We start from the raw sequence: 16886 nt of genomic DNA, 5'->3' as shown, positions 1-16886 counted from the left end.
GCTCCCGATCAAGCCGGCTGCCGCTGCTGTCTCCCGCATCCTACGGCGGCCCTCGCCGCGGGCCGCCGTGGGAGGATCGGCAGCGTGTGCGCCCCACACCTCAGGAGGCGCCTACGCTGACACGATCACCCAGAACACAGAAGTGCTCGGAAGTACCACCCCGGCACTCACCAGTACAACGTCGCACCTACAAGGAGCGTGCCCATGTCGTCGAATCCGGTCGCCGAGACCGTCGCCTCGCTGATGCCCCGGGCGCAGGCGGAGCTCGCCGAGCTGGTGGCCTTCAAGTCGGTGGCGGACTTCGACCAGTTCCCGAGGAGTGAGAGCGAGGGCGCCGCCCGCTGGGTCGCGGACGCGCTGCGCGCCGAGGGCTTCGAGGACGTGGCCCTGCTCGACACCCCGGACGGCACGCAGTCGGTGTACGGCTACCTGCCCGGGCCCGAGGGCGCGAAGACCGTCCTCCTCTACGCCCACTACGACGTGCAGCCGCCGCTGGACGAGGCCGCCTGGACGACCCCGCCCTTCGAGCTGACCGAGCGTGACGGCCGCTGGTACGGGCGCGGGGCCGCCGACTGCAAGGGCGGCGTGATCATGCACCTGCTCGCGCTGCGCGCCCTGAAGGCCAACGGCGGCATACCGGTCCACGTCAAGGTGATCGCCGAGGGCTCGGAGGAGCAGGGCACGGGCGGCCTGGAGCGGTACGCCGAGGAGCACCCCGGCCTCCTCGAGGCCGACACCATCGTGATCGGCGACGCGGGCAACTTCCGGGTCGGCCTCCCCACGGTCACCACCACCCTGCGCGGCATGACCCTGGTCCGCGTCCAGGTCGACACGCTGGAAGGCAACCTGCACTCCGGCCAGTTCGGCGGCGCGGCCCCCGACGCGCTCGCCGCCCTGATCCGCGTCCTGGACTCACTGCGCGCCGAGGACGGCTCGACGACCGTCGACGGGCTCACCGGCGTCGACGGGCTCACCGGCGAGTCCTCGTGGGAGGGCCTGCAGTACGACGAGGAGCAGTTCCGCAAGGATGCCAAGGTGCTCGACGGCGTCGGCCTGATCGGCTCCGGCACGATCGCCGACCGCATCTGGGCCCGTCCGGCCGTCACGGTCCTCGGCATCGACTGCCCGCCGGTCGTCGGCGCCACCCCGTCGGTGCAGGCGAGCGCCCGCGCCCTGATCAGCCTCCGCGTGCCGCCGGGCGTCGACGCGGCCGAGGCGACCAAGCTGCTCCAGGCCCACCTGGAGACGCATACGCCGTGGGGTGCGCGGGTGCGCACCGAGCAGATCGGCCAGGGCCAGGCCTTCCGCGCCGACACCACCAGCCCGGCCTACCAGGCGATGGCCGACGCGATGGCGGTCGCCTACGCGGGCCAGGAGATGCAGTACGCCGGTCAGGGCGGCTCCATCCCGCTGTGCAACACCCTCGCTGCCCTCTACCCGCGCGCGGAGATCCTGCTCATCGGCCTGAGCGAGCCGGAGGCGCAGATCCACGCCGTGAACGAGAGCGTCTCCCCCGAGGAGCTGGAGCGGCTCGCGGTGGCGGAGGCGCTGTTCCTGCGCAACTACGCGGCCGGCTGAGCCGCTCTGCTGACAGCCGAGGGCCCTCGCCTTACGGCGGGGGCCCTTTCTACGGTCGTCCCATGGACTTCATCGAGCTCCTCCCCCACCTCCACCTGCTGCGCTTCCCCGTGGGCCAGGCCTATCTCTGGCGCGACGGCGACGAGTTGACGCTGATCGACGCCGGAGCCAAGGGCGCCGGCGCGCCGATCGCCGAGACGGTCAGGAAACTCGGGCGGGATCCGTCGGACGTACGGCGCCTCGTGCTCACGCACTTCCACGAGGACCACGCGGGTGGGGCGGGCGAGTTCGCCGCGCTGAGCGGTGCGGACGTGCTGGCCCACCGGTTGGACGCACCAGTCGTCAGGGGCGAGGTGCCCGGCCCGCCGCCGGTCTTCGAGGACTGGGAGCGACCCATCCACGCGGAGGCCGTCAAGCACCTGCCCCAGGGCGATCCGGTCCGCCCGCAGCAGGTCACCGAGCTGTCCGACGGCGACGTCCTCGACTTCGGCGGTGGCGCCCACGTCGTCCACGTTCCCGGCCACACACACGGCAGCATCGCCCTCCATCTCCCGCGGCCCGGCGTGCTGTTCACGGGCGACGCGGTCGCCGCGTCCCCCGTCGACGGCGCCGTGATGCCGGGCGTCTTCAACCTCGACCGGGCCCGCGCGGTCGCCTCCTTCCACCGGCTCGCCGCGCTGGACGCGGATGTGGCCTGCTTCGGTCATGGCGACCCGGTCGTCGGGCGGGCCGGGGCGGCACTGCGCCAAGCGGCGGACACGTACGGGGCCGACGGCTGACGACGGGGCCATGACCCTCGCCGCACGCGTCACCGCCCACACCGGCTTCGCCACCTCCCACTACAGCGTCGGGGCCCTCGGCAGCCCGGGATTCGGGCCGTGTCGCGAAGGGCCGGCGGTCGTCAACCGCGACCGGGCCGTCAGCCGACCGGCACGCCCGCCTCCAGGTACAGCGCCGCCCCGCGTTCCCGCGCTCGCAGCGCCCAGCGCAGCCGTTCGTAGCGGACGGGCGGCAGGAGGTCGGCGGCCTCCCGCTCGGTGACGAAGCGGCAGTCGCGCAGCTCGGGCCCGGGCAGCAGCAGGCGTCCGGCCGCCGCGGAGCCGAGCCGGCCGCCGTCGAAGAGGAGACGCAGACCGCCGAAGCCGGGCGGAGTGGGCGGCTCCCAGTCGACGACGAGCAGTCGGGGCACCTCGTCCAGCCGTATCCCCGTCTCCTCGGCGACCTCGCGCATCCCGGCGCGGGCGGGGGCCTCGCCCGGCTCGACGACCCCACCGGGGAATTCCCAGCCGGCCTTGTAGGTGGGGTCGACGAGCAGCACCCGGTCCTGCTCGTCGAAGAGGAGCACACCGGAGGCGAGGGTCTCCGCGGTGGGCTCCGGCGTCTGCACGATGTCGCAGACGGGCAGGGCGCCGCTGCTGACGGCCTCGGCGATGCGCAGGGCAGTCTCGTACGGGGTGAGGGCGCTGGTGTCGATGGGGTGGGCGTCGGCGGTGAGCCAGGAGGCGAGGGCGGCACGGTAGGGCTCGATGTGGTCGTAGGACCACTGGCGCACCCGCATCTCGCCGTCGGGAAGGTCGGGCGGGACCTCACGGCCGGCTATCCGCTCCCGCAGGATCGTTTCGGCCGGGGCGAGGAGGACGTGCCGGACGCTGATCCGGCGGGCGGCGAGGCCGCCGAAGATCTCATCGCGGTACTCCTGGCGCAGCAGGGTCATGGGGACCACGAGGGTTCCGCCCAGCTCGGCGAGCATCGCGGCCGCCGTGTCGATGACGAGCCGGCGCCAGATCGGCAGGTCCTGGAAGTCGCCGACCTCGGCGAGGTGTTTGGGCGGCAGCAGGTGCGCGAGCGCTCCGCCGATGACCTCGGGGTCGAAGAGCGTGCTGTGCGGGATCAGTTCGATCAGTTCCCGTGCGGTGGTGGTCTTCCCCGCACCGAACGCACCGTTGATCCAGACGATCACGGTTCCCCCTCTTCTGTTGGCCCCCTGTGGCTTGCCCGCTCCACCCTGCCACGGAAACCAGCCCCAGTTGAGGGCGCCCGCGCGACGGCGCCGGTGCCCCCTGCGGCGGGGACACCGGCGCCGCGCTCAGGCCAATCGGCCTCAGCCGTTGTGCCCCGGGGCGTCGTCGTCGACGGCGACGCTGTCGTGGCTGACCAGGTGGTCGACCGTGCCCATGGTGTCCTTGACGTTCAGATCACCGAGCACGTCGTGGTCGTGCGCGTGGGACGGGGTGACGGCGGCCACCACGAATCCGGTGGCGAGGGAGGCGAGGGCCAGCATGCTGCGCTTCTTCATGCCGGGTCCAACGGGCGAACCGCGGGGGAGTCACGGGGCGGCGCACTACAGGTTGATCGAGAAGCCCTCCTCGTCCGGAGGGTCGACGTCCGGACAATCGTCCGACAGCGACTCGACCGCCAGCAGGCCGGCCGACGGAGGCCGGTAGTGGCCGAACGGATACTGCGGGCCAGGGACGCCCGGCTCGCCCTGATCCAGCGGCGGGATCCGGTCGACGTCATCGGGAACGGTGTCGGGGCGAAGCACTCTGCGGACGCGGGGGAGGGGCCCCGGCCCGGCCCCCATTCCGTCGGCCGAGGCACCTCTTCCACCGTGACGAGCCGTTCGACGTCCCGCAAGCACGCGGTGAACGCGCGGACGTTCCACCCGAAGGTTTCCTCGCCCAGGATCTTCGTCATGTCCCCGAAGGTCAGCAGGAAGGACGGATCCAGCAGGTAACGCGCCGCCTTCACGACGTTCGTCCACTGCTCGTCGTCGGCTGTCGCCCCCTTGAGGAGCACGAACCCCCAGCCGGTGGCGTCGGTGGTCGGAAGCGTGGCGTACCCCAGCGCGTCCAGGCTCTCCGCGATCTGCCGCTCACCGCGGTGGTGGCCCACTGCGCCGGCCGGCGCACCGCACAGGATGTCCTGCACGTCGCACTAGCCCCGGTTGTGGGCCCGGACGAACACCGCAGCCCGGGCGATGCCATGGACCAGTTGCTGCTTCTGCCGGAGGCCCTTGGCGACAAGCCGCCCCGGCCGGCTGCCGCCCGTCAAGCGCCTGTTGTCCACGACGAGTTCTTCCAGTTTCCGGTCGAGTTCCTCACCGTCCCCCAGGTCCCCGGAGAATCCGCTGCGCCTCCCTGGCCGTCCGCAGCGTGTGCCGGGCGGCGTTGTCCAGTTGGAGACGGGTCATCCTCGGCGGCTCGTCCCTCCGTGATGCGGTCACGGTCATCCCCCACCCCTTCCCGCATGAGTCGGAGAACGCTACAGCACGCCGGAGATGTCCGTCATCACCCCTTCGTCGAACCCAGTGTCAGCCCCGCGATGAAGTGCCGTTGCAGCAGCAGGAACACCAGGATCGTCGGGAGGGCCACCAGGACCGAGCCTGCCGCGAGCAGGTTGTAGTCGGTGAAGAACTGGCCCCTGAGGTTGTTCAGCGAGGAGGTGATGGGGAGTTTGTCGGGGTTGGAGATGAAGATCAGGGCCCAGAGGAAGTCGTTGTAGACCCAGGTGAACTCGAGGGTGGCCAGGGCCGCCAGGGCCGGGCGGCACAGCGGGAGGGTGATGCGCCAGAACTGGGTCCACACCCCGGCGCCGTCGACGATCGCCGCCTCCAGGATCTCCTGGGGCAGCGTGCGCATGAAGTTGGCCAGCACGAAGACGCAGAAGCCCAGCTGGAAGCCGATGTTGACGATGATGACGGCCCAGTAGGAGTCGTACATGGTCAGCGAGTCGGACATCCACCACGGCAGCGGAATCCTGTTGAAGAGCACGTACAGCGGGGTGACGATCACCTGTTGCGGCAGCAGGTTGCCCGCGGTGAAGAACATCAGCAGCACGATCCCGCCGCGCAGCTTAAGTCGCGACACCGCGAACGCCACGAACGACGCCAGGAACAGCGTGACGATCACCGCGGGCACCGCGATGATCAAGGTGTTGGTGAAGTACTTGCCCATGCCGGACTCGGTGTAGGCCCGGCGGTAGTACTCGAAGGACAGGTGCCTGGGCCAGGAGAAGTAGCCGTTCTGCGCCGTCTCCTGGTACGGCCTCAGCGACGCGTAGACGGCCAGCAGCAGGGGGGCCAGGAACGCCAGCGAGACCGCCGTGAGGAAGATGTGCACGCCCCAGCGGCCGCGGCGCGGACGCGGTTTGGCCGTCACGACGGGCGCCGGGGAGGGGCGGCGCACGGGCGCGGTGGTGCGGATGTCTGCCGTCATCGGTCGCGCGCACCTCGCAGCTCTTGGACCAGGAACGTCACGATGAATCCCAGGGAGACGGTGAGCAGGACGACGGCGATGGCGGAGCCGAAGCCGATGCGGCTGGCCTCGCCGATGATGTTGTCCGTGATCAGGACCGACAGCAGTTCCAGGCCGTTGCGGCCCTTGTTGACCGCGTAGACGATGTCGAAGGCCCGTAGCGCCTCGATGACGGTGATCACGCCGACGATGACGTTCACCGGGCGCAGGGTCGGGAGGACCACGCGGAAGAACGTCTGGCGTTCGTTGGCGCCGTCGATCGCCGCCGCCTCCTTCAGCGCCGGGTCGACGGACTTCAGGCCGGCCAGGTAGAGGATCATGACGTAGCCGACGTGCCGCCAGCTCGCCGCGATCATCATCATCCAGATGTTGAGGTGGGAGTCGCCGAGCCAGTCGATGGGGTCGTCGTGGTTGCCGAGGATCGTGTTGAGCGCACCCTGGTCGGTGCCCAGCACCAGCTGGGCGATGAAGCCGACGATGGCGAGCGAGAGCACGACCGGCATGTAGAGGACGGACTGGTAGAAGCCGCTGAAGCGGACGCCCCGGTCGATGAGGACGGCCAGGAACAGGCCGAACGGCGTCGCGATCAGGCCCAGGAAGAGCAGCCACATGATGTTGTGGCGGACCGCGGGCCAGAACGGCGGGTAGTTGTCGACGAGGTTCTTGTAGTTCTCCCCGCCGACCCAGTGGATGTCGCCGATGCCGTCCCAGGCTGTGAAGGACAGCCCGACGGAGGCCAGCGTCGGTCCCCAGACGATGGCGATGTCGAGCAGGATCGGTATGCCGAGCAGCACGCCGAGGACGACGACGTCGCGGCGGGTGAACCGCCGCAGCCGTCGCCGTCCGGCGCGCCGCGGGAAGGTGAGCGCCACGGAACGTATCCCCCAGTGATCAGCCGACCGGCTGCGAGAAGATGGTTTTCCTCTGCCGTTCGATGCTGTTGCACAGCCCGTCGACGTCCTTCGGGTTGCCGATGAAGTCCTGGATCGCCTGGATCATCACGGTGGAGGCGAAGTCGGGACGGGTGTCGCGGTCCATGAACTGCGAGATCTGCTTGGCACCCGAGACGAGCTGGGCCGACTTCTTCTGCAGGGCGCTGTACTTGGAGGTGTCGGCGCCGGAGTTCACGGCCACGTTGTTCGGGTCGTACTGGAGGTAGACGTCCTCGGCCTTGGGCGTGCCGAGCCACTTGAGCAGGTCCTTGGCGCCGGAGACGTTTTTCGACTTCCGGGCGATCAGGAACCCGTCGATCGGCGCCTCGACGGCGTCCTGTCCGTACTGCGGGTCGATCTCGGGGAAGGCGAAGAAATCGATGTCGTCGCGTTCGTTCTCCGGGAACTGGGTGCCGGGGTGCGGCATGCCGAAGACGGCCATCCCGGTCTTGCGCTGCTGCAGGCTCTGCCCGGCCTCCTCCCAGGTCCGGCCGAGGGCACCCTTCTGGTAGTACGGCATGAGTTCGCGCCAGGTGTCGAAGACGTTCTTCACCTTGGTGTCGGTCCACGACTCCTTGCCCGCCATCAGGGACTTGTGGAAGTCGTAGCCGTTCAGACGCATGTTGATGTAGTCGAAGGTGCCCATCGCGGGCCAGCCGTCCTTGTCGCAGAAGGCGACCGGCGTGCCGTCCTTGGACATCTGCTTGGCGAGCGCGACGAACTGGTCCCAGGTCTTGGGCTGTTGGTAGCCCTTCTGCTGGAACAGGCTCTTCCGGTGGAAGACGGCCCACGGATAGTAGTAGTAGGGCACGAAGTACTGCTTGCCCGCGTGCGTCGACTGCGCCTTGAGGGCGTCGGAGAATCCCGAGAAGGAATTCCAGACGTCGCTGATCTCGGTCAGCAGCCCCTTCTCCGCGAAGTACTGCATGCGGTATCCCGCGAACCACATGAAGACGTCATCGGGCGTGCCCTGCAGATAGCGGTTGATGTTCTCCTGGAAGTCGTTGTGGTCCTTGGTGTTGACCTTCACCTTCTTGCCGGACTGCTTCTCGTACGCCGCGAAGGCGGCCGCGAACGCCTTCTTCGGAACGGCGTCCGAGGCGTTCGACCCCACGGTGACTTCCTTCTTGCCGCCACCGGGCCCCGAGCCGCAGGCGGACAGCACGGCGGGAAGCGTGACCATACCGGCTCCAACGGCCGCACCACGCAAGAGAGTACGCCGGGACATCCGATGTCCTGCTGCGCCTTCTGGCAGGACGAGCCGGTTCAACGATGACTGTGCCATGTCCCCCTCCTCGGGGTGCCACCCAACACAACCGAACGCGAGGCTTGGATCTCACCGCCAAGGTGGGCTGCCGTCAAGGGGTGTGACGGGATACCGAACAACCGTTACCACATCTCTTCCAACAGAGTCCGACACGTCCTACCGTAAACGCGCACCGATGACGCGCACATGAAGTCATCCCATCTTTCGCGAGTTCGGAGGAACGTCACCATGCGTCACCCTCACCCCCGCACGACCCGCCGAAGAGTCGTCGGAGCGCTCACCGCGGGCCTGCTGTGCACGGCGGGGCTCGCCGCGCCCGCCGTCGCGGCCTCCGCCGCGGACTCCGCCCCGGGCTCCGTCACACCCGCCCTGACCGACGGGCTCGCCCTCACCCCGCCGATGGGGTTCAACAACTGGAACTCCACGCACTGCCGGGCCGAGTTCAACGAGTCCATGGTCAAGGGAATCGCCGACCTCTTCGCCGACAAGGGCCTCAAGGACGCCGGGTACCAGTACGTCAACCTCGACGACTGCTGGGCCCTGCCGTCCCGGGACGCGAACGGCAAACTCGTCCCCGACCCCGTCCGCTTCCCCAACGGCATCAAGGCGGTCGCGGACTACGTCCACTCCAAGGGACTCAAGCTCGGCATCTACACCAGCGCGGGCACCAAGACGTGCAACAGCGCGGGTTTCCCGGGCGCGCTCGGTCACGAGTACAGCGACGCCCAGCAGTTCGCCGACTGGGGCGTGGACTACCTCAAGTACGACAACTGCAACAACCAGGGCGTGGACGCGAAACTGCGCTACACGACCATGCGTGACGCCCTGAAGGCGACCGGCCGGCCCATCGTCTACAGCATCTGCGAATGGGGCCAGAACAAGCCCTGGGAATGGGCGTCCGACGTCGGGCATCTGTGGCGTACGACCGGCGACATCAGCGACAACTGGGGGTCGATGCTGTCGATCCTGAAGAAGAACCTGCCGCTCGCCCCGTACGCCGGCCCCGGCCACTGGAACGACCCCGACATGCTGGAGGTCGGCAACGGCGGCATGACGGACACCGAGTACCGCACCCACTTCTCCCTGTGGTCGGTCATGGCCGCGCCGCTCCTCATCGGCTCCGACCTGCGCAGGGCCTCCGATGCGACCTTCGACATCCTCGGCAACAAGGAGGTCATCGCCGTCGACCAGGACCCGCTGGGCAAGCAGGGCACCGTCGTCTCCTCCGAGGGCGGGCGCTGGGTCGTCACCAAGGAGATGGAGGACGGCAGCCGCGCGGTGGCCCTGTTCAACGAGACCGGCAGCCCGCAGCGCATCGCCACCACCGCCCAGGCCGTCGGCCTGCCCGAGGCCCCCGCCTACACCCTGCGCGACCTGTGGCAGCACCGGAGCTACAACACCGCGGGCACGGTGTCCGCGACCGTCCCGGCCCACGGCACGGTCCTCGTACGGGTCTTCGCCGACCGCCACTGGGCGAAGAACCCGCCCGCCGTCGAACTCGGCCTGGAGGGCAGCCCGTTGGTCGAGGCGGGCAGGCCGGCCACGCTGACGACGACGGTCACCGACCTCGGCCGCACGCCGGCCACGCGCGTCTCCGTGTCGCTGACCGGCCCGGAGGGTTGGACGGTGCGGGCCCAGCCCCCGACGCGTGCCCTCGTCGTACCGACGGGCAGGGCGCTGCGCACCAAGTGGACGGTCACCGCTTCCCCGGGGACGCCCACGGGGTCGTACGACCTGACGCTCAAGACCAGTTACCGCTCCCCGTCCGGCGTCCGCGTCGACGGCACGCTGCCGCTGACGGCGTCCGTGGTGGTGCCGCCGCCCGCCGGGACGTCGCACCTCGGTGACCTTCCGTGGCTGTCGGCCACCAACGGCTACGGCCCCGTCGAACGCAACACCAGCAACGGGGAGAGCGCCGCGGGCGACGGTCATCCGATCGCCCTCGGCGGGGTGGTGTACGCCAAGGGACTCGGTGTCCACGCGGAGAGCTCCGTCGATTACTACACCGGGAAGGCGTGCGAGGCGGTCACCGCGGACGTCGGCGTCGACGACGAGAAGGGCACCAAGGGCACCGTCGCCTTCGAGATCTGGGCGGACGGCACCAAGGTCGCCTCGACCGGCGTCCTCACCAACGCCGAACCCGCCCATCCGATCACCGCGGACGTCACCGGCGCGCTGGTCATCCGGCTCGTCGTCACCGACGGCGGCGACGGCATCGACTCCGACCACGCGGACTGGGCGGACGCTCGGCTGAGTTGTTGAGCGAGTGTTTCGCGCGGGGCCGGGCCCCGGCAGGCCTCCCTCAGACTCCGGCCGCGGCCGCGCTCGCCCGTCCGGCGAGTGCGGCCGCGGCCGCCCCCACCAGCCCGGCGTCCGTGCCCATCTGTGCGGGCGTGACCGTCAGACGCTGCACGAAGGACAGGGTGGCGTAGTCGCTCAGGGCTTTCCGCAGCGGCCTGAAGAGGACGTCCCCGGCCTTGCCCACTCCCCCGCCGATGACGGCGATGTCGATCTCGACGAGCGTGGCGGTGGCGGCGATGCCGGCGGCCAGCGCCCGCGCGGCGCGTTCGAAGGAGGCCACGGCGACCGGGTCCCCCGCGCGGGCTGCGGCGGCCACCGCGGCGGCCGAGGTGTCCTTGTCGGGGCCGGGCTGCCAGCCGTTCTCGATCGCCCGGCGGGCGATGTTGGGGCCGCTCGCGATGCCTTCCACGCAGCCGCGCGAGCCGCACGGACACGGGTCGCCGTCGATGTCGACACTGATGTGGCCGATGTGGCCCGCATTGCCGGTCGGGCCGGGGTGCAGCTGCCCGTTCAGGACCAGGCCGCCGCCCACGCCCGTGGAGACCACCATGCACAGCGCGTTGTCGTGGCCGCGGGCGGCACCCTGCCAGTGCTCGGCCGCCGTGATGGCCACGCCGTCGCCGATCAGCTCGACGGGCAGGCCCCCGGCTGCCGCCCGGGCCCGCTCGACCAGCGGGTACGCGCGCCAGCACGGCACGTTCACGGGGCTCACCGTCCCGGCGGAGGCGTCCACCGGGCCCGCGCTGCCGATGCCCAGGGCCGTGGCACGTCCCCACAGCGGTGACGCGGCCAGGTCACCGAGCACCTGCTCGACGGCCCGCATCACGGTGTCGCCGTCCTCCTGTGCGGGCGTCGCGCGCTGCGCGCGCACCAGGATGCTGCCGTGGCCGTCCACCAGGGCTCCGGCGATCTTGGTGCCGCCGATGTCGAGCGCGGCCACGAGGTCGGTGTGCATCAGAGTCAGATCTCCCCGTCAACCATGAGGAAAGCAAGAGGTAGGCGCAAGCCGGTCTCGCGGTGGGGGCGCAGGCCGGGATGTGCGGTGGACAGTCTCTCTCGGGTATGACAACGTTGTCCAGGCTCTATGCTCGACGCCACATCCTCATACAGATCCATGGACCGACGCATCCCCGTGGACGACAGGACAGGACACCGCATCGTGCCAGAGACCGCTCGCCGAGCAGACCGCCTCTCCGGAACCCGCTACGGCAACCGTCCGACCATGAAGGACGTGGCGGCGCGCGCCGGTGTCGGTCTGAAGACCGTCTCCCGCGTGGTCAATGGCGAGCCCGGGGTCACCCCGGAGACGGAGCGGCGTGTCCAGGAGGCCATCGAGGCCCTGGGCTTCCGCCGCAACGACAGCGCTCGGGTACTGCGCAAGGGCCGCACCGCGAGCATCGGCCTGGTCCTGGAGGATCTCGCGGACCCGTTCTACGGCCCTCTCAGCCGGGCGGTCGAGGAGGTGGCCCGCGCGCACGGCGCCCTGCTCATCAACGGCTCCAGCGCGGAGGACCCGGACCGCGAGCAGGAGCTGGCGCTGGCGCTGTGCGCGCGGCGGGTGGACGGCCTGGTCGTCATTCCGGCCGGTGACGACCACCGGTATCTGGAGCCGGAGATGAAGGCGGGTGTGGCCACCGTGTTCGTGGACCGCCCGGCCGGGAAGATCGACGCCGACGTGGTGCTGTCGGACAACTACGGCGGCGCCCGCGACGGCGTCGCCCACCTGATCGCCCACGGCCACCGCCGCATCGGCTTCATCGGCGACATGCCCCGCATCCACACGGCCGCCGAGCGCCTGCGCGGCTACCGGGCCGCGATGGAGGACGCGGGGATACCGGTCGAGGACTCCTGGATGTCGCTCGGCGTCACCGACCCGGGGCGGGTGCGCCGGGCCGCCGAGGCGATGCTCTCCGGCCCGTGCCCCGTCACCGCGATCTTCGCGGGCAACAACCGGGTGACGGTCACCGTGATCCGTGTCCTCGCCGAGCACAACCGCCGGGTCGCCCTCGTCGGCTTCGACGACATCGAGCTCGCCGACCTGCTGCAGCCGGGCGTCACCGTCGTCGCCCAGGACGCGGCGGCCCTCGGCCGCACCGCCGCGGAGCGCCTGTTCCGCCAGCTGGACGGCACCCTCGTCACGCCGGAGCGCATCGAGCTGCCGACCCGGCTGATCACCCGCGGCTCGGGCGAGCTGCCGCCGGCGGACTGAGCGGCCCGTGGCGGACCGTACGAGCGGGCGGACCGGGCCGCGCCGGGACGACCGCACCCTGGAGGCGCTCGCTGGCCGAAGCACCGCGTGAGCATCCGCTGCTGTATCCCGGCGCCTGGCCCGAGGATTGCGGGCTCCTGCGCGGCGACCGGCTGCTGCCCCTCGACGGTTTCCCGTACGCCGACCGGACCCCTGTCCTCGCCGTCGGCTCCAACGCCTGCCCCGGCCGGCTGCGGCACAAGATGGCCGCGTCCGGGATCGCCTCGCCCGTCCCGATGGTCAAGGCGCGGGTCACCGGCGTCGACGTGGGCGTCTCGGCGCACGTGAGCCGCATGGGGTACGTCTCCGCGTCGCCGTTCCACGCCCCTGCAACAGTGCGGGAGTTGTTCGTCATCTGGCTCGACGAGCGGCAGCTCGCCGTCATCGACGACAGCGAGGGCGTACCCGTGCCCATGGGCAACTACGACCGGGCCTGGCTGCCCGCGCCCAACGTACGGATCGAGCTGGAGAACGGCGCGCGGCTCCCCGGCGCGTACGTCTACGTCCACCGGCACGGGGTCCTGCACAACGGTGCCGACGCACCGCGCAGACACCCGGGCGAGCGCGCGCTGCTCACGGAACTGCTGGTGGAGTCGGCCCGGTTGCGGGAGCTGTTCGGTGACACGCCGGAGCAGTTCTGCGCGCGGGCACGCGCGAATCCGCGGCTGTGTGCGCGGGGCACGCAGCTGTTCGTGGAGGAGGAGCGGGTGACGACGTCCGGTCTGGAGGGATACGTACGGCGGTGATCGCCTTCCCCCACCGGACGTTGCTCCACTGGACGGCGGGATCCGGCCGTGGCGCCTGTGACAGCGCCGCTACGGGCGTGTCGGGCAACTCACTTGGCGGAGGCCGTGAGGTCGCCGCGCCGCGGCGCGGCGAAGCCCTCCAGGTCGGCCCGGGTGAGGCCGGTGAGCCGGGCAACCTCGGCCATGTCGAGGGCGCCGCAGTCCAGGCCCCGCAGGAGGTAGCCGCTGAGGGCCTTGGCAGTGGCGGGCTCGTCCATCACGTCCCCGCCCGCCCGGCTCACGTAGCGGGCGAGGCGGGCGGCCGCCTGCTCGAAGCCCTCGCGGTAGAAGGCGAACACCGCCGCGTACCGGGTCGGGATGTGGCCGGGGTGCATGTCCCAGCCCTGGTAGTAGGCGCGGGCCAGGGCACGGCGGGTCAGGCCGTAGTGCAGCCGCCAGGCGTCGTGGACCTTCTCGGTCGGGCCGACCGGCAGGACATTGGTGGAGCCGTCCGAGACGCGCACGCCGGTGCCCGCCGCGGCGACCTGCATGACCGCCTTGGCGTGATCGGCGGCCGGGTGGTCGCTCGCCTGGTGGGCCGCGGACACACCGAGGCAGGCGCTGTAGTCGAAGGTGCCGTAGTGCAGTCCGGTGGCGCGGCCCTCGGCGGCCTGGATCATGCGGGCGACGGTGGCGGTGCCGTCGGCGGCGAGGATGGCCTGGCTGGTCTCGATCTGGATCTCGAAGCCGAGGCGCCCGGGTTCGAGTCCGTGGGCCTTCTCAAAAGCCTCCAGGAGCCGCACCATCGCCGTGACCTGCTCCGGGTACGTCACCTTCGGCAGCGTCAGGACCAGCCCGTCGGGCAGGCCGCCGGCCTCCATCAGGCCGGTGAGGAAGATGTCGAGGGTGCGGATGCCGCGGTCGCGGACCGGCGCCTCCATGCACTTCATGCGGATGCCCATGTACGGGGCGGCCGTGCCGTTCGCGTACGCCTCGGCGATCAGCCGGGCCGCGCGGGCGGCGGCCTGGTCCTCCTCGGCGTCGGGGCGGGGGCCGTAGCCGTCCTCGAAGTCGACGCGCAGGTCCTCGATGGGCTCGCGCTCGAGCTTGGCGCGGACGCGGTCGTGGACAGGGACGGCGAGCTCGTCGCTCAGGCCGAGGACGGCGGCGAAGGAGGCGGCGTCCGGGGCGTGCTCGTCGAGGGCGGCGAGGGCCTGGTCGCCCCAGGAGCGGATGGTGTCGGCGGAGAAGGCGTCGCCGGGGACGTAGACGGTGTGGACGGGCTGGCGGGTGCCGGGGTCGCCGGGGTAGCGGCGTTCCAGCTCGGCGTCGACCGGCGCGAGGGAGGCGCTGATCTCCTCGCTGACGGCGCCCGCGAGGCTCGTCGCCACCTTCTCCTGCTGGCCCTGACCCATCCCACACTCTCCCATTTTCCGCTCTACGGAATCAACAATCCGTAGAATGAAGTTATCCGTGGATCTTCTCGCAGGTCAACACCTGTCCGCAGCCTGAGCCGCCCAACACCGCTTGCCATGCCCTCCCGACACCCCGGCCTCTCACGCCTTCTTCCGCACGACGGTGTTCACCCTTCATCCTGACTCGCGAAGGGAGGCGATCGCGTGCCGGACATCAGGAGGGTGACCCGCCGGATGGGCCTGCGGACCGCGGCGGCCGCCGCGGTGACCGTGCCCCTGCTCGGCACCGCGTCCGCCTCCGCCGCCCGGCCGGGAGACGGCCGTCTGGAGGTCATGACGTTCAACCTCCGCCGCGCGAGCGCCGCCGGGTCCCACAACTGGGCCGCGCGCCGCCCGGTGATGCGCGAGCTGTTACGCCGGGCGGCGCCCGACGTCATCGGCAGCCAGGAGGGCCTCTACCGGCAGCTGCACGACATCGAGGTCGACCTGGGGCCGCACTACGACTGGATCGGCACGGGCCGCGCGGGCGGCAGCCACGACGAGTTCGTGGCCGTCCTCTACGACACCCGCCGCCTCGCCCCGGCCGAGTACGACCACTTCTGGCTCTCCGACACCCCCGAGGTGATCGGCTCCAACACCTGGGGTGGCGCGTGCATCCGCATGGTCACCTGGGTGCGTTTCCGCGATCTGCGCGGCGGGGGGCGGGAGTTCTACCTCCTCAACACCCACCTCGACAACGCGAGCCGGTCCGCCCGGATGCGCTCCGTGCCGCTGATCGCCTTGCGGATCGCCGCCCTGGACCCGTCCCTGCCCCTCGTCGTGACCGGCGACTTCAACGCCCCCGCCCACGCCGGTCCAGTCTACGACGACATGCTCGGCGCCGGGCTCTCCGACACCTGGGACGCGGCGGCCGAGCGCGGGCCGCTGTACGGCACGTTCCACGGCTATCAGCCGCCCGTCCCCGACGGCGACCGCATCGACTGGATCCTGGCCACACCGGGGGTGACGGTGCACCGCGCGACGGTGAACACCTTCTCGCGCGACGGCCGGTTCCCCAGCGACCACCTGCCGGTGCAGGTGTCGCTGACCCCCGGATGAGCCGCGGCCCCCGTGACCGCGGCGGCCGCGGCGGTCACGGGGGCCTCGTGTAGGACGGGGTCGTCAGCCCTTGCGGGCCTTGATCTCCTCGGTCAGCTGCGGGACGACGTCGAACAGGTCGCCGACCACGCCGTAGTCGACCAAGTCGAAGATCGGGGCCTCGGGATCCTTGTTGACGGCCACGATGGTCTTCGAGGTCTGCATGCCGGCGCGGTGCTGGATCGCGCCGGAGATGCCGTTGGCGATGTACAGCTGCGGCGAGACGGACTTACCGGTCTGGCCGACCTGGTTGGTGTGCGGGTACCAGCCCGCGTCGACGGCGGCACGCGAGGCACCGACGGCCGCGCCGAGGGAGTCGGCGAGCGCCTCGATGATCGCGAAGTTCTCCGCACCGTTGACGCCACGGCCGCCGGAGACCACGATCGCGGCCTCGGTCAGCTCCGGACGCCCGGTCGACTGACGCGGCGTACGGCCGGTGATCTTCGTGCCGGTCGCCTTCTCGGAGAAGGTGACCGACAGGGCCTCGACCGCACCGGCGGCCGGGGCGGCCTCCACGGCGGCCGAGTTCGGCTTGACCGTGATGACCGGGGTGCCCTTGGAGACCCGGGACTTGGTGGTGAAGGACGCGGCGAACACCGACTGGGTGGCCACCGGGCCCTCGTCGCCGGCCTCGAGGTCGACGGCGTCGGTGATGATGCCGGAGCCGATGCGCAGCGCCAGACGGGCGGCGATCTCCTTGCCCTCGGCGGAGGACGGCACGAGGACGGCGGCCGGGGAGACCTGCTCGTAGGCGGCCTGCAGGGCGTCGACCTTCGGCACGACCAGGTACTCGGCGTACTCGGAGGCGTCGTGGGTGAGGACCTTCACCGCGCCGTGCTCGGCGAGGGTCGCGGCCGTGTCGGCGGCGCCGTTGCCGAGGGCGACGGCGACCGGCTCGCCGAGGCGGCGGGCCAGGGTCAGCAGCTCCAGGGTGGGCTTGCGGACGGAACCGTCCACGTGGTCGACGTAGACGAGAACTTCAGCCATGGGAATGGTTCTCCTAGCGGATTGCGAAGTCTGAGGGGCGGTC

At 70.9% G+C, this 16886-nt stretch carries 16 protein-coding genes; 6 read left to right on the top strand and 10 right to left on the bottom strand.

All coding sequences use genetic code 11. The features are described 5' to 3' along the window. Positions 1-204: 204 nt before the first annotated feature. Positions 205-1578, top strand: coding sequence for a dipeptidase (locus ABZV31_RS07200; RefSeq protein ID WP_355889324.1), 1374 nt, complete (start codon positions 205-207; stop codon positions 1576-1578). 62 nt (positions 1579-1640) lie between these two features. Continuing rightward, a complete protein-coding gene (locus ABZV31_RS07195) occupies positions 1641-2357 on the top strand; it encodes an MBL fold metallo-hydrolase (protein ID WP_355889322.1) in 717 nt (238 codons plus the stop codon). Between the two features lie 140 nt (positions 2358-2497). On the opposite strand, the gene ABZV31_RS07190 is transcribed toward ABZV31_RS07195, so the two are convergent. The 7 genes from ABZV31_RS07190 to ABZV31_RS07160 all read right to left on the bottom strand — a co-directional run bounded on the left by ABZV31_RS07190 (position 2498) and on the right by ABZV31_RS07160 (position 7991). After that, the gene (locus ABZV31_RS07190) at positions 2498-3538 is read right to left on the bottom strand and encodes an NUDIX domain-containing protein (protein ID WP_355889319.1); all 1041 of its coding nucleotides are present in this window, start codon (positions 3536-3538) and stop codon (positions 2498-2500) included. Between the two features lie 141 nt (positions 3539-3679). Further along, a complete protein-coding gene (locus tag ABZV31_RS07185; protein ID WP_355889316.1) occupies positions 3680-3874 on the bottom strand; it encodes a hypothetical protein in 195 nt (64 codons plus the stop codon). A gap of 45 nt (positions 3875-3919) precedes the next feature. Next, positions 3920-4120, bottom strand: coding sequence for a hypothetical protein (locus tag ABZV31_RS07180; RefSeq protein WP_355889314.1), 201 nt, complete (start codon positions 4118-4120; stop codon positions 3920-3922). Between the two features lie 392 nt (positions 4121-4512). Beyond that, the gene (locus tag ABZV31_RS07175; protein ID WP_355889311.1) at positions 4513-4644 is read right to left on the bottom strand and encodes a hypothetical protein; all 132 of its coding nucleotides are present in this window, start codon (positions 4642-4644) and stop codon (positions 4513-4515) included. Between the two features lie 221 nt (positions 4645-4865). After that, a complete protein-coding gene (locus tag ABZV31_RS07170; RefSeq protein ID WP_355889308.1) occupies positions 4866-5792 on the bottom strand; it encodes a carbohydrate ABC transporter permease in 927 nt (308 codons plus the stop codon). Continuing rightward, the gene (locus ABZV31_RS07165; RefSeq protein WP_355889305.1) at positions 5789-6703 is read right to left on the bottom strand and encodes a sugar ABC transporter permease; all 915 of its coding nucleotides are present in this window, start codon (positions 6701-6703) and stop codon (positions 5789-5791) included. Before ABZV31_RS07165 ends, ABZV31_RS07170 begins: the two co-directional genes overlap by 4 nt. Before the next feature lie 19 nt (positions 6704-6722). Then, positions 6723-7991 carry an ABC transporter substrate-binding protein gene (locus ABZV31_RS07160; protein WP_355889302.1) on the bottom strand — a complete coding sequence of 423 codons (1269 nt, stop codon included), beginning with the start codon at positions 7989-7991 and terminating at the stop codon, positions 6723-6725. 267 nt (positions 7992-8258) lie between these two features. Between ABZV31_RS07160 and ABZV31_RS07155 the strand changes: the two genes are divergently transcribed. Next, positions 8259-10292: an NPCBM/NEW2 domain-containing protein gene (locus ABZV31_RS07155; protein ID WP_355889299.1), complete on the top strand. Its 2034-nt coding sequence runs from the start codon at positions 8259-8261 to the stop codon at positions 10290-10292. Positions 10293-10332: 40 nt separating this feature from the next. Here ABZV31_RS07155 and ABZV31_RS07150 read toward each other — a convergent pair whose 3' ends face one another. Continuing rightward, on the bottom strand, positions 10333-11286 hold the full coding sequence (locus tag ABZV31_RS07150) for an ROK family protein (RefSeq protein WP_355889296.1): 954 nt from the start codon (positions 11284-11286) through the stop codon (positions 10333-10335). Between the two features lie 159 nt (positions 11287-11445). Between ABZV31_RS07150 and ABZV31_RS07145 the strand changes: the two genes are divergently transcribed. Continuing rightward, entirely contained in the window at positions 11446-12540 is a 1095-nt protein-coding gene (locus ABZV31_RS07145) for a LacI family DNA-binding transcriptional regulator (RefSeq protein ID WP_355889294.1), read from the top strand. A gap of 242 nt (positions 12541-12782) precedes the next feature. Beyond that, entirely contained in the window at positions 12783-13325 is a 543-nt protein-coding gene (locus ABZV31_RS07140) for a hypothetical protein (protein WP_355889292.1), read from the top strand. A gap of 89 nt (positions 13326-13414) precedes the next feature. Here the strand turns inward: ABZV31_RS07140 and ABZV31_RS07135 are convergent, their stop codons facing one another. After that, a complete protein-coding gene (locus ABZV31_RS07135; RefSeq protein ID WP_355889289.1) occupies positions 13415-14719 on the bottom strand; it encodes an aldolase/citrate lyase family protein in 1305 nt (434 codons plus the stop codon). 204 nt (positions 14720-14923) lie between these two features. Here ABZV31_RS07135 and ABZV31_RS07130 point away from each other — a divergent pair, with 204 nt between their 5' ends. Continuing rightward, the gene (locus tag ABZV31_RS07130; RefSeq protein WP_355889287.1) at positions 14924-15817 is read left to right on the top strand and encodes an endonuclease/exonuclease/phosphatase family protein; all 894 of its coding nucleotides are present in this window, start codon (positions 14924-14926) and stop codon (positions 15815-15817) included. Between the two features lie 63 nt (positions 15818-15880). On the opposite strand, the gene ABZV31_RS07125 is transcribed toward ABZV31_RS07130, so the two are convergent. Continuing rightward, positions 15881-16843, bottom strand: a complete 963-nt coding sequence (locus tag ABZV31_RS07125; RefSeq protein WP_355889285.1) for an electron transfer flavoprotein subunit alpha/FixB family protein — start codon at positions 16841-16843, stop codon at positions 15881-15883. Between the last annotated feature and the right edge of the window lie 43 nt (positions 16844-16886).

The sequence above is a fragment of the Streptomyces sp. NPDC005202 genome (assembly GCF_040608235.1).
Lineage (GTDB): Bacteria > Actinomycetota > Actinomycetes > Streptomycetales > Streptomycetaceae > Streptomyces.
This window is presented reverse-complemented; position numbering and strand designations above follow the sequence as displayed.